The sequence below is a fragment of the Streptomyces sp. col6 genome, assembly GCF_008042035.1.
In the GTDB taxonomy this organism is placed as follows: domain Bacteria; phylum Actinomycetota; class Actinomycetes; order Streptomycetales; family Streptomycetaceae; genus Streptomyces.
Genome location: NZ_RDBL01000012.1, coordinates 83,648 through 96,462, shown reverse-complemented (window position 1 = coordinate 96,462; position 12,815 = coordinate 83,648). Strand labels below are relative to the sequence as shown.

General features: G+C 72.2%; 11 protein-coding genes. 6 read left to right on the top strand and 5 right to left on the bottom strand.

Features of this window, described 5'->3' with window-relative positions; translation table 11 throughout:
• The first annotated feature begins 414 nt into the window (after nt 1–414).
• Nucleotides 415–990: a TerD family protein gene (locus EAO73_RS16190; protein WP_147972255.1), complete on the top strand. Its 576-nt coding sequence runs from the start codon at nt 415–417 to the stop codon at nt 988–990.
• 58 nt (nt 991–1,048) lie between these two features.
• On the opposite strand, the gene EAO73_RS16185 is transcribed toward EAO73_RS16190, so the two are convergent.
• Nucleotides 1,049–3,160: an MMPL family transporter gene (locus EAO73_RS16185; protein WP_147972254.1), complete on the bottom strand. Its 2,112-nt coding sequence runs from the start codon at nt 3,158–3,160 to the stop codon at nt 1,049–1,051.
• Between the two features lie 91 nt (nt 3,161–3,251).
• Between EAO73_RS16185 and EAO73_RS16180 the strand changes: the two genes are divergently transcribed.
• On the top strand, nt 3,252–3,761 hold the full coding sequence (locus tag EAO73_RS16180) for a MarR family winged helix-turn-helix transcriptional regulator (RefSeq protein WP_147972253.1): 510 nt from the start codon (nt 3,252–3,254) through the stop codon (nt 3,759–3,761).
• 25 nt (nt 3,762–3,786) lie between these two features.
• Here the strand turns inward: EAO73_RS16180 and EAO73_RS16175 are convergent, their stop codons facing one another.
• Nucleotides 3,787–4,689 carry an oxygenase MpaB family protein gene (locus EAO73_RS16175; protein ID WP_147972252.1) on the bottom strand — a complete coding sequence of 301 codons (903 nt, stop codon included), beginning with the start codon at nt 4,687–4,689 and terminating at the stop codon, nt 3,787–3,789.
• A 109-nt stretch (nt 4,690–4,798) separates the two neighbouring features.
• Here EAO73_RS16175 and EAO73_RS16170 point away from each other — a divergent pair, with 109 nt between their 5' ends.
• Both EAO73_RS16170 and EAO73_RS16165 read left to right on the top strand, forming a co-directional pair.
• Entirely contained in the window at nt 4,799–5,104 is a 306-nt protein-coding gene (locus EAO73_RS16170) for a hypothetical protein (protein WP_191134099.1), read from the top strand.
• A 117-nt stretch (nt 5,105–5,221) separates the two neighbouring features.
• Nucleotides 5,222–6,238, top strand: coding sequence for a hypothetical protein (locus EAO73_RS16165; RefSeq protein ID WP_147972346.1), 1,017 nt, complete (start codon nt 5,222–5,224; stop codon nt 6,236–6,238).
• A 12-nt stretch (nt 6,239–6,250) separates the two neighbouring features.
• Here EAO73_RS16165 and EAO73_RS16160 read toward each other — a convergent pair whose 3' ends face one another.
• The 3 genes from EAO73_RS16160 to EAO73_RS16150 form a co-directional block, all read right to left on the bottom strand.
• Nucleotides 6,251–6,781 carry an MOSC domain-containing protein gene (locus tag EAO73_RS16160; protein ID WP_147972345.1) on the bottom strand — a complete coding sequence of 177 codons (531 nt, stop codon included), beginning with the start codon at nt 6,779–6,781 and terminating at the stop codon, nt 6,251–6,253.
• A 41-nt stretch (nt 6,782–6,822) separates the two neighbouring features.
• Nucleotides 6,823–7,005: a hypothetical protein gene (locus tag EAO73_RS16155; RefSeq protein ID WP_018105018.1), complete on the bottom strand. Its 183-nt coding sequence runs from the start codon at nt 7,003–7,005 to the stop codon at nt 6,823–6,825.
• A 102-nt stretch (nt 7,006–7,107) separates the two neighbouring features.
• The gene (locus tag EAO73_RS16150; RefSeq protein WP_147972251.1) at nt 7,108–8,151 is read right to left on the bottom strand and encodes a fatty acid desaturase family protein; all 1,044 of its coding nucleotides are present in this window, start codon (nt 8,149–8,151) and stop codon (nt 7,108–7,110) included.
• Nucleotides 8,152–8,406: 255 nt separating this feature from the next.
• Between EAO73_RS16150 and EAO73_RS16145 the strand changes: the two genes are divergently transcribed.
• Nucleotides 8,407–11,292 carry a DEAD/DEAH box helicase gene (locus EAO73_RS16145; RefSeq protein WP_147972250.1) on the top strand — a complete coding sequence of 962 codons (2,886 nt, stop codon included), beginning with the start codon at nt 8,407–8,409 and terminating at the stop codon, nt 11,290–11,292.
• Entirely contained in the window at nt 11,289–12,626 is a 1,338-nt protein-coding gene (locus tag EAO73_RS16140) for an SWF or SNF family helicase (protein WP_147972249.1), read from the top strand. The genes EAO73_RS16145 and EAO73_RS16140 overlap by 4 nt, the downstream gene beginning before the upstream one ends.
• Nucleotides 12,627–12,815: the final 189 nt, after the last annotated feature.

Sequence of the window (12,815 nt, the reverse complement as noted above, 5' to 3'; positions counted from 1 at the left end):
CCCGTCCCTGTCCCTCTGTTCCTGCTTGCCATGGGCCACCCCGTTCGTACGGCTGCCGTGCGGGGGCGGCCTCCCGGCCGCCCCCGCACGGTCGTGCGGTTGTGCGGTTTTCTGGTCGTGACGTGCGGTGGCGTGCTGCGCCACCACACGTCACCATCGTCGATCCGATCCCCTGTCCTCACAGGACCACGGGAAACATTGACCGGAAGAGACCGGCTCAGGACGAAGTACGGGTGTCTTCCCCGAGTGCCGGCCGGGCAATCGGGCCGGAGACCGCTCACGCCCTGGGCAAATCCTCGCGATTCCGGAAGAGTGAGGCACAGCCGCCGTCCGTTCCGGGCGACGGCCGGACCGTCGCCCGCCGGGAACGCGCGAGCACCGGTCGGTGAACCACTGGATCATTGGAGGAAGTTCATGGGTGTGACCCTGGCCAAGGGCGGCAACGTCTCCTTGTCGAAGGAGGCGCCCGGCCTGACCGCGGTGACGGTCGGCCTGGGCTGGGACGTGCGGACGACGACGGGTGCCGACCACGACCTCGACGCCAGTGCGCTGCTGTGCGGGGAGCACGGCAAGGTTGTCTCCGATCTGCATTTCGTCTTCTACAACAACCTCAACAGCCCGGACGGCTCCGTCCAGCACACCGGGGACAACCTGACGGGTGAGGGCGAGGGCGACGACGAGTCCATCAATGTGAATCTGTCGGCGGTTCCCGTCGAGGTCGCGAAGATAGTCTTCCCGGTCTCCATCCATGACGCGCAGAGCCGGGGGCAGAGTTTCGGCCAGGTGCGCAACGCGTTCATCCGTGTCGTGAACCAGGCCAACGGTGTGGAGCTCGCCCGGTACGACCTCAGCGAGGACGCGTCGACGGAGACCGCGATGGTGTTCGGCGAGCTGTACCGGCACGGTGGCGAGTGGAAGTTCCGCGCGGTCGGCCAGGGATACGCCTCCGGCCTGGCGGGTATCGCGAAGGACTACGGCGTCAACGTCTGAGAACGACCGGCCCGGCCCCGTCTCCACGGTGGCCGGGCCGGCTCCGTTTCCACAGCCGTCAGCTGGAGACCGACGGCTCCGTATCCCGTGAGGTGCGGCTGATGGCGCTCGGCCACCAGGCCTTGGGCCCGATGTCCACGACCAGCGCCGGGGCCAGCAGCGACCGCACCACCAGCGTGTCCAGCAGGACGCCGAAGGCCACGATGAACGCGATCTGCGCGAGGAAAGCGAGCGGGATGACGATCAGCGCGGCGAAGGTGGCGGCCAGCACCACGCCCGCCGATGTGATGACACCGCCGGTGCTGACCAGGCCCCTCAGCATGCCCTGGCGCGCCCCGTGTTCCAGCGCCTCCTCGCGGACCCGCGACATCAGGAAGATGTTGTAGTCGACGCCGAGGGCCACCAGGAAGACGAATCCGTACAGGGGCACCGAGGCATCCGTGCCGCTGAAACCGAAGGCGTGCTCGAAGACCAGCGCCGAGACCCCGAGGGTCGCGAGGAAGTTGAGGCCGACGGTGGCCACCAGCAGCACCGGCACCAGGACGGACCTCAACAGGCCCATGAGGATCAGCAGGATGATGACGAGCACCACCGGGACGATGATCGAGCGGTCGCGCTCGGCCGTGCGCTGGGTGTCGTACTGCTGCGCCGTGTAGCCGCCGACAAGTGCGTCCGCGCCGGGCACGGCGTGGACCGCGGTACGCAGGCGCTTGACGGTCCCGGTGGCCGCGTCGCTGTCCGCCGCGTCCTTCAGGGTGACGTCGACGCGCACCCGGCCGTCCACGACGAGCGGCTTCCCCCCGCCGGGCCGGCCGGACGCCGTGACGGGCGCGGCGGACGCCACACCGGGGGTCGCCTCGGCGGCGGCGGTCACCTCGTCGGCCCGGCCGGCCGAGGCGACGACGACGGCCGGGTTGCCCGAGCCGCCCGGGAAGTGCTTGCCGAGCGTGGCCTGCGCGGAGACGGACGGGGCGTCGTTCACGAAGATCTCGTCCAGCGGAACGCCCTGCGACTTCAAGGTGGGCGCGAACGCGGCGCAGGCCACCAGGACCACCATGCAGGACATCCACACCTTGCGCGGGGACCCGTCGACGCGCGCGGCGATCCGGCGCCAGATGCCGTGCCCGCCGGTCGCCTCGTCGACGGCACGCGGCTTGGCCGGCCAGTACGCCGCGCGGCCGCACAGCACCAGCACGGCGGGCAAAAACGTCATCGTGCTCAGCACCGCGCAGACGATGCCGATGGCACCGACCGGTCCCAGGGCGCGGTTGTTCGTCAGGTCGCTGAGCAGCAGTGCGAGCAGCCCGAGGGCCACCGTGGCGGCACTCGCCGTGATCGCGCCGAAGGAGCGGCGGAGCGCGGAGAGAGCGGCGGTCGTCCGGTCGCCGTGAGCTGCCAGCTCCTCCCGGAAACGCGCGGTGAGCAGGAGGGCGTAGTCGGTGGCCGCCCCGATCACCAGGATCGACAGGATGCCCTGGACCTGGCCGTCCACGAGGACGACGTCGTGGTCCGCGAGGACGTAGACAATCGCACAGGCCAGGGCGAGCGCGAAGACTGCGCTGATGATGATCAGGAAGGGCAGCAGCACACTGCGGTAGACCAGCAGCAGGATCACGAGCACGGCGGCCAGCGCCACCCCCAGCAGGAGCCCGTCGATTCCGGCGAACGCGTCCTTGAGGTCGGCCTGGGTGGCGGCGGGTCCGGCGATCTCGGCGGTCGTGCCCGTCACCGACCGGGCCGCGTCACGCACCCGGTCGAGCGTGTCCGGCAGTTCGTCGCCCAAGTCGGAGCGCAGCTGCACGACGCCCGACAGGGCCTCGCCGTCCTCGGACGGCAGCGCGGGCGAGGGCGTGCCGACCACGCCGGGCTTTCCGGACAGGGAGGCGAGTGCCTCGGTCGCCGACGCCCTGGCATCACCTGGGAGTCCGTCCGTGCCGCCCGTCCATACGACGATCGCGGGCACGGTCCCGGACCGCTGGAAGGCCTTCTGTTCGTCCGCGACCCGGGTCGACTCGGCGCTGCGCGGCAGGAACGCCGCCCGGTCGTTGGTCGCGACCTCGCCGAGCTTCCCGGCGAAGGGACCGAGGGCCCCTCCGATGCCGAGCCAGACGACCAGGAGCGCTACAGGTACCAGCCATCGGACGACGCGGTGCCTCGGTGGGGGCTTCATTGCTTCCTCAGGGGTCGACACATGACACACATGGCCCGAAATCTCTCGGTCATTCATTATCTCAATGATTGAGAGATATTACTGTAGGGGCATGCGCACCGCAGACGAAGGCCCGGACAGAGGCGCGGACGGCGGGCCCACGGGCCTCCAGTCGTTCGCCGTGCTGCTGCGCCGCATGAACAGCGAGTTCAACCGCATCACGCACGAGTTCGCGCAGAGCCAGGGACTGCATCCGACGGATGTGCAGGCCCTCGTCGCCATCCTCGACGCGGACCGGGGCGAGGAGGGGCGCGCCATGACGCCGGGGCGGCTGCGCGAGCAGCTGGATCTCACCTCGGGGGCGGTGACCGCGTGTCTGGACCGGCTGGAACGCGCGGGGCACATCCGCCGGGTGCGGGACGGGGGCGACCGGCGGGTGGTGCATCTTCACTACGCGGCGGCGGCGAAACACGTGGCGCGGGACTTCTTCAAGCCGCTGGCGGCGGGCACGGAGGCGGCACGCCGGCAGTTCGACGAGGACGAACTCCTCGTCGTGATCCGGTTCCTGCGGGCGATGAACGAGGAGCTGGGGCAGCTGCGCCGCACGGAACCCCGGCCGTAGGGCGGGGCTCCGTGCGGCTCCCACTTCACTCCGCCGGGGTCTCCGAGCCGGCGAGATCGCGGACCGGGCAGCCGCGGACGCCGGGGGTGGGGTACGTGCCGAGCGCGGCCACCTCGTAGCCGCCCGGGTACCCCTTGATCTCCGGGTTCTGCCGTGCGTAGTGCGGCTTGGTGCGCGGCGGCAGGAGGCGTACGGCGCGGGCGCGCAGCCGCAGCGCGCCCCGGGTGATGTTCCGGGCAACCGGTGCCGGGCGCTCGTAGCGGAAGGCGCGCAGCAGCGAGTCGTCCAGGAGCGAGAGGCTCGCGCCGCGCACGAGCGGCGCGAGGGCTCGGGGGTACCAGGAGGCCATCAGTTCCAGCGTGGCGTCCGAGACCGCACGCGCACCCTCGTCCCAGCCGAAGTGCGTGTCCTCGTAGGTGTCGAGGGTGCGCTCGAAGTCCTCGTACGTCTGAGGAAGGTCCTTGATGCCCATGCGCGCGCCGAGCGTCCTGTAGTACGCCGCGAACGCCCGCAGTTCGTGGTCGCAGAGCCGGCGCCAGCCGTAGGCGTCGAGCCACCGCTTCGGGGTGACGACGAAGGTGCACAGGACATAGCGCATGTCGTCGTTGCTGATGTCGTAGGCGGCGTGCATCCGGTTGATCCGGCGCAGGGCCGTGCGCCCCGGATCGCTGTCGAAGCCGCGCTCGACGACGGTGTCGAGGAGCAGCGCGGTGTCGTCGTACCGCTTCTGCGAACGGTCCGTCAGCTCGGCTGTCTCGGCGAGCAGTCGGCCGATGCTCGGGACGGCATAGGTGCGGTACAGGGCAAGTTCGAGGGCGCGGGTGATGTCCCATGGGAACTCGTAGGTCACGGTGATCCGGTAGATCTCCAGGAAGTCCCGCTCCGGATCGAGGCGTTGGATCTCCTTCAGCCAGTCGTAGCGCTTCACCGCACTGTCTCCCTTGTCCAGGTCGAGTGTCCCAGCGTACGTCCGGGGGCAGGACGGTGAGTACGAGCGACGCAGGCGCGTCGACGCGTTGACGGAAGGCGGTTCCCCCATGACCGAGATATTCGGTGCCCTGCGCAGAGCAGTGGCCCCGGGCCGCAAGAACGGTCGTACGGCGGTGCCGCCGGTCGCCGTGCGCCGGCAGCACAATCTCTTCGAAGCGGCGGCCGTCTTCGTCGCGGCGTCGGCCGAGGACGACGAGGAACGGATGGACGAGGCGAGCGGCTGGGTGTCGCCCGAGCAGCTGTCCTTCGGTGTCGGTGAGCTGGCCTGCCGGGCGGTGATCGCACTCGCCAGGGAGCGGGGAGAGTCCCCGCAGACGGTGGCGCGGGAGCTGTTGGGGCTGTCCGACGGCTGAGGCACGCGCGGAGGAGCCGTCCCGGGCGGGCAGTCCTGCCTTGTCAGGGCCTCGACGAGGGGGTTACCCACTGGTTAGGGTGCGCCGACGGAATCCATGACGGACGAGGAGGGTGCAGTGGCCGGGACGGACGACACAGTCGCCGACGACGACGCACTGTATGTGCTGACCGCGGTCCTGCTGACCCCCGCGCAGTTCCCCAGCGTGCTCGGTGACGACTATCCGGCGGCGTGCGCGGCACTGCGGCTGGAGCCGTACGCGGAGGGGTACGGGCTGGTCCTGGGCCAGGACGGCGACGGCTCCCGCTGGACCGTCGTCGTCGACGACGTGTCCCTGGTCGCGGTGGCCATCGCGTCCTGGGACTGCGGCATGGAGTACGACCTGTCGCCGGACGACCGCTCGGTGGTCTGCGCGCTGCCCGGCTGGCCCCTCGCCGTCGCCGTCGCCGCGCCGGGGGTGCCCGCGCCGCACGACCCCGTGCACGATCCGGAGACGGACGGCGTGGAGGCGGTGGTTCCGCTGTCGCCGCCGGACACCGAGGCGTGGGGACCGGCCCAGCGCCGCCTGGGAGCGGATGCCATCGCCTCGCAGTGGGCCGACTGGCGCGGCCAGATGGACGACGAGCAGGATCCCGAACCGGCGAGCGGGTCGGACGGGTCGCCCGCGGCGACGGAGACCGGGGGCGACGCGGAGGCCGACGGGGACGGCGGGGCATCCGGGACCGCGGGCGCGAAAGCCGGCGACGAGAGCGCGCCGGCCGCCGTGAACGGTGACGACGGCGAGGGCTCCGGCTCAGCCGCCACCGACGCCGACCGCACCCCCGACGGCGCCCCGCAGGAACCGGACGCCGAAGGTTCTTCCAGTGCGCACCCCGGCATCCGGCGGGCGCTGGCCGAAGCCCGCGGCTACCTGGACGATCCGCCGCCGCCCGGCCGTGTCCGGTCCTCCTTCGCGCCCGGGGATGCCCGGATGATCCGGGCCGACGGGCCCGGCTGGTCGCTGGTGGCCAGGACCGACGACATCGCCTTCCTGCTCCTGGACGAGGCTCCGGGCGAGATCCTGCCGGTCGGGCGCGGACCGAAACTGCCGGGGCTCCTCATGTCGCTGGAGGCGATGGCCGTACGGCCGTCGTGACCGTCGGCGGCTTCAGACGCGTTCGAGCGGACGGTGGGGTCCGGCGGGGAGTTCTGCCCTGACCGCGTCGCCGGGTCCCACTGTGCCGCCCACGACGACGACGCTCATGATTCCGGCTTTGCGCACGACCTTGCCCGCCTCGTCCCGGCCGACGACCTGCTTGAGAAGACCGCCCTGGAAGGTGTCGATCTGCAGGCACGGGTTGCGCAGCCCGGTGACCTCGACGACCGCCTCGTCACCGAGATGCAGCCGGGTGCCGACGGGCAGGGCGAGCAGATCGATGCCGCGCGTCGTGATGTTCTCCCCGAGCTCGCCGGGCGCGACCTCGAAGCCCGCCGCGCGGACCTCGTCGAACAGCTCCTCGTGGATCAGGTGGACCTGGCGCAGATTCGGCTGTGTGGGGTCCTGGGCCATCCTGGAGCGGTGCTTGACCGTCACGCCGGCGTGCACGTCGCCCTCCACGCCGAGGCCGGCCAGCAGCGTCACGCTGTCCCGGTTCGGCTTGGTGAAGGTGTAGGTCTCGTTCCTGCTGACGGCGGACACGGTGCCACCCACGGCGGGACTCCCCTCTCAGCGGCCGGCCATCAGCGGCCGATCTCCTTGCGCGTGATCCTACGGAGCCGCCGGCGCTGGGCCGGGTCCAGGGCGAGATAGGCGAGCGTGGGTACTCCGACGAGCACCAGCAGGGACAGCCAGAACCCGATGAACGGCATCAGGACGACTGCGACGACGACTCCCCCGATGGCTACCTTCGCGCTGTTCGACATCGCCATGCCTCCTTCGCGGCCCGTGGCCGCCTCTGATGGAGAGAACGTCTGCGCGTCCTCATCGGTTCCTGGTTTCCGCTTCCTCGTGTGTGGCGCGGCCGGTCACCGCAGCGGCGCACCGACCTCGTGCATATGGGCGAGCGCCTGCCGGTAGGACTCGACGAGTCCGGTCTCCGCGTACGGCAGGCCGAGCGCTTCGCAGTGAGCCCTGACCAGGGACTGGGCCAGGCGCAGGTGCGGGCGGGGCATGGACGGGAAGAGGTGGTGTTCGATCTGGTAGTTGAGGCCGCCGAGGAACCAGTCGGTGAGGGCCGCGCCCCGTACGTTGCGCGAGGTGAGGACCTGGCGCCGCAGGTGGTCCCAGCGGTCCTCGTCGGGGTCGGGCATCTCCATGCCCTTGTGGTTCGGCGCGAAGGCCATGCCGAGGTGGAGGCCGAAGAGCGCGTGGTGCACCAGGGCGAAGACGACCGCCTTGCCCGGGGACATCACGGTGAACAGCAGAGCGGCGTAGAGGCCGAGGTGGGCGGTGAGCAGGAAGGCGGAGAGGACGCGCTCGCGTGCGGGCTGCTGCTTGAGGTACTGGAATCCGGAGATCTTGAGGGCGATGCCTTCGAGGAGCAGCATCGGGAAGAACAGCCGGGCCTGATTGCGGGTGAGCCAGCGCGCGAAGCCCTCGCGCTGCGCGGCCTGCTTCTGGGTCCAGACGAGGGCGCCCACGCCGACGTCGGGGTCCTTGTCGACGTGGTTCGGGTTGGCGTGGTGGCGTACGTGCTTGTCGTTCCACCAGGCCTCGTTCATGCCGAGCAGCAGGTTGGCATGGACCAGGCCGATGACGCGGCTCGCCCGGCGGTTGCCGGATATCTGCGCGTGCCCGGCATCGTGGCCGACGAACGCGGTGCGGGCCCAGACGAGGGCCAGGGGCAGGGCGAGCGCCAGGACCCACCAGGTGTTGCCCAGGAGGACGATGCCGGTGACCACGGCCGCCAGTGCGAGCAGGTTGACGGTGATGCCCGCGGCGTACCAGCCGGTGCGCCGTTCGAGGAGTCCTCGCGCCTTGACCGCGCGCAGCAGGGGCGCGAAGTCGCTTCCTGGTTTTCCGGCTCCGTCGCGCGTTCGTTCCGCGACGGCAAGGGTGGCCTGGGGCATGGTGTCTCCGGTCTCGAATCCGCTCCGACCTCAGGAAACGTACGGTGGGAGAGGTCTGGGGAACCATGGCGCCACCACCCGGGGTGGGGTGGTGCCAGCCCCCTGCCGGCCCGGGGGTCCACCCGTACCGGCACGCACCACCACGGCGCCATCGAGTGGCACAGGTCACAGATGAAGGAAGCCCCTCGCTGTGCGAGTTGGGGTACCCTCGGCGACCTCGGCCGACTAGTCAAATTTGAGGACTCTGACATCGCTGTGCACAGCCTCTCCCCCGCTTCGCTCTCCGAGATCTCCGCACTCGCCGGCTGTTCCGCGGTCTTCCTGCCCTCGGACCCCTCCCGCACCGGCCGCCTCGCCTTCTGGCACCCCGACGGCAGCAACCCGCCCGACGGCCCCGGCGAAACGGCCGGTCTGACGGTGGCCGGTGCCGATGCCCTGCCGTACGAAGTTCCGGCGCGGCTGCTGTCGGTGGGTGAGGCGCTGCCCGTGCTGACGCGTGCGCGAGCAGCGGCCCACGCCTCCGAAGCCGTCGCGTTCTGGGGCGCGGCAGGGCTCCTGGCCCTTCAGTTCGCCGCCCGGGGTCTGCTCCTGCCGGGCCTGAGCGCGACGGACCACGACACCTGGCGGGCCGCGCCCCTGACCGCGGGCGACCTCGCGCGCATCCGCGACCTGGCCGCCTCCATGCCGCCCACGGCCCACGCCGTGCCCCTGGACGCGGCGGCCCGCCCGCTGCTCCTGCCCGAACCCGAGCGGCTGGTACGGGCGTTCCTCGACGCGGTCGCCGACTGCCTGCCCCGGAGCCCCGCCGCGCCGCTCGCCGCGGGCTCCGACGCGTTCACCGCACCGGAGCCGCAGCGGCTGCCCGGCCACCGTGCCTGGGCCGCCGACGTCGCGGCCGGCCATGACGCGGGCGTACGCCTGTCGCTGCGCGTCGAGGTGCGGGGACTCGACCGGGACGACGAGGGGCAGGCCCTGCCTTCGTTCCGCGTGGTTCCGCAGATCCACAGCGTCAGCGATCCGGCCGTGGTCGCCGACGCCGCCGAGATCTGGGCGGGCGGCGGTCCGGCAGCGGCGGCCTTCGGCCCGCGTGCCCGGATGGACGCCCTGCTGATGCTGCGCCGGGCGGCCCGCGCCTGGCCGCCGCTGACCCCGCTGCTGTCGGCGGCCGTGCCCGACGCGGTGGAGCCGGCCGACGAGGAGATCACCGAACTGCTGGGCGGCGCCGCGCGGGCGCTCTCCGCGACGGGGGTCCAGGTCCACTGGCCCCGGGAGCTGACTGCCCGCAAGCTCACGGCGCGCGCGGTGATCGGACCGGACGGCGAGGAGGAGGACGGGGGGGCGCCCCGGGGCCTGGCGCGGACCGCGTCGGACGCGGCGCCGCTGCTCTCGTCCGATGCCCTGCTGACCTTCAACTGGTGGTTCGCGCTCGGGGACCACCAGCTCAGCCGTGAGGAGCTGGACCGGCTGGCCGAGGCGGGAAGGCCGCTCGTACGGCTGCGCGACCAGTGGGTGCTCATCGATCCCGACGAGGCGCGGCGCGCCCGGGAGACCCAGGACCGCAAGGTCGCCCCGATCGACGCGCTGGGCGCGGCCCTGACGGGATCCGCCGAGGTGGACGGCCGACGGGTCGAGGTCCGGGCGACGGGCTGGCTGGAACAGCTGCGCGAGCGGGTCGCCGACCCCGCCGCCCGGCGCGAGGACGAGCCGGCGGTCGGTCAGCCGGCCGCGCTGACGGCGACCCTGCGGGACTATCAGCTCCGCGGTCTGAACTGGCTGCACACCATGACCTCGCTCGGACTGGGCGGCTGCCTCGCCGACGACATGGGGCTCGGCAAGACGATCACCCTGATCGCCTTGCACCTGCACCGCCAGACCCTCGAAGGCGGCGCCGGGCCCACCCTCGTGGTCTGCCCGACCTCGTTGATGGGCAACTGGCAGCGCGAGATCGAGAAGTTCGCCCCCGGCACCCCGGTACGCCGCTTCCACGGCGCCTCCCGCAGCCTGGAGGACCTCGCGGAGAACGGCTTCGTCCTCACCACGTACGGCACGATGCGGCTGGACGCGCCGAGGCTCACCGCGGCGCGCTGGGGCATGGTCGTCGCGGACGAGGCGCAGCACGTGAAGAACCCGTACTCGGCGACGGCCCGCGCGCTGCGTACCATCGGCGCCGGGGCGCGGGTGGCCCTGACCGGCACCCCGGTCGAGAACAACCTGTCCGAGCTGTGGGCGATCCTCGACTGGACCACGCCCGGACTGCTGGGCCGGCTCGGCACGTTCCGCACCCGGTACGCCCGTGCGGTGGAGGGCGGCGACCCGGCGGCGGCCGAGCGGCTCGGCGCGCTGGTGCGTCCGTTCCTGTTGCGCCGGCGCAAGTCCGACCCCGGCATCGCCCCGGAGCTGCCGCCGAAGACGGAGACGGACCGGGCGGTGTCGCTGACGCCGGAGCAGGCGGGGCTCTACGAGGCGGTGGTGCGCGAGACGCTGGCGGCGATCGCGGAGTCCGACGGCATGGCCAGGCGCGGCCTCGTGGTGAAGCTGCTGACCTCGCTCAAGCAGATCTGCAATCACCCTGCGCAGTACCTCAAGGAGGAGGAGCCGCGCATCACAGGCCGTTCCGGGAAGCTGGAACTGCTCGACGAACTGCTCGACACCATGGTGGCCGAAGGCGCCGGAGTCCTTGTGTTCACGCAGTACGTCGCGATGGCCCGGCTGCTGGAGAGGCATCTGGCGGTGCGCGGCATCGGGACGCAGTTCCTGCACGGCGGCACACCGGTCGCCGCGCGGGAGGCGATGGTGAACCGGTTCCAGGCGGGTGAGGCGCCCGTGTTCCTGCTGTCGCTGAAGGCCGCGGGCACGGGGCTCAACCTGACCCGGGCGGGCCATGTGGTGCACTTCGACCGCTGGTGGAACCCGGCGGTCGAGGCGCAGGCCACCGACCGCGCGTACCGGATCGGGCAGACGCAGCCGGTGCAGGTCCACCGGCTGATCGCCGAGGGGACGATCGAGGACCGGATCGCGGACATGCTCGCACGCAAGCAGGGGCTGGCGGATGCCGTGCTGGGGTCCGGCGAGAGCGCGCTGACCGAGCTGAGCGACGCAGAACTGGCCGATCTGGTGGAGCTTCGAGGGGGGACGCGATGAGGGACGGATACGAGGCCGACGATTTCGCCGACGGCGGCGAGGAGCGGGAGAACGCGGTATCCGAGCAGGAGCGGACCTTTGCCGCCCTGCCCCCGGCCCCGGGCCGTGGTTTCGCCACTTCGTGGTGGGGCAGGGCGTGGCTGAAGGCGCTGGAGGACACCGCTCTGGACCTCCAGCAGCTGAAGGAGGGGCGCAGGCTCGCCCGCGAGGGCCGCGTCGGCGCCGTTTCGGTGCGTCCCGGCCGGATCACGGCCGTGGTGAGCGGCCGGGACGGGAGCACGTACCGCAGCGATGTGCTGCTCCAGGAGCTGGACGGGCAGGAGTGGGACCGCTTCCTGGGCATGGCGGCCGAGCGGGCGGGGCACATCGCGGCGCTGCTCGACCGGGAGATGCCACCGCATCTGGTCGAGGACGCCGCGGCGGCCGGGATGGATCTGCTCCCGGGCATCGGTGACCTCGAACCGGAGTGCACGTGCGAGGCGTGGGACCACTGCCCGCACACCGCCGCCCTGTGCTACCAGGTCGCGCGGCTGCTCGACCAGGACCCGTTCGTGCTGCTGCTGATGCGGGGACGCGGTGAGCGCAGGCTGCTGGACGAGCTGCAGGAGCGGATCGCGGCACCGGCCGGGGCGCAGGACGACACGGACGGTGCCGATGAGCGGGCGACGGTCCCGGAGGCGACCGGCGTACCGGCGGCGCAGGCGTACGCCACAGGCGGCATCCTGCCCGCGCTGCCCGCGCCTCCGGAGCTTCCCGCGGCACCGGGCGCGGCCCCTTCGCTCGACACGGAGACCGAGCCCGGGTCGGGCGTGGACCCGACCGCGCTGGAGATGCTGGCGAGGGACGCGGCGGCCCGCGCCCACCGGATGCTGGCCGAGGCGCTGGCACCGGGCCACGGACAGCGGCCGGTGGCCGAGGGGCTGACCGTGCGCCAGGACGCGGTCCGGCTCGCCGCGGACGCCCGTCCCGAACCGTGGATAGTGAACCGGCTGGCGACCGGCTCCGGGCGTGCGCGCGCCGGGCTCCCGGCCGCCGTCGCGGCCTGGCGGTACGGCGGCGCGACCGCGCTGTCCGTGCTCGACGAGGACCGGCCCCTGGAGGGCGAGGCCCTGGCGCGGGCCAGGACGCGGCTGGCCGCGGCGTGGGAGGAGGACGAGGCGCCCCGGCTGCGGGCCGAGCACAACCGCTGGACCTCCGCGGACGGCGGCCTCCAGCTGCGGTACGGCCCGGACGGGCGCTGGTACCCGTACCGGAGGGAGAGCGGTCAGTGGTTCCCGGCGGGGCCGGCGGACGACGACCCGGCGGCCGCGTGGGCGGAGGCGGAAGGCGTCTGACGGCGGGAGGACGGTGCTCCGACACCCCGTCACATCCCTTTCCATGAACAGGATTTGGGTATCCTGCCGTCTTCCGTGACATGCGGGCCGCCCGTACGGTGGGCCCCGCACAGGACTCGGCCGCACTTCGGACAGCCCGTTCCGGTCACCGGACGGGCCGCCCGGCGGCCGTACACGGCACCGCACCAT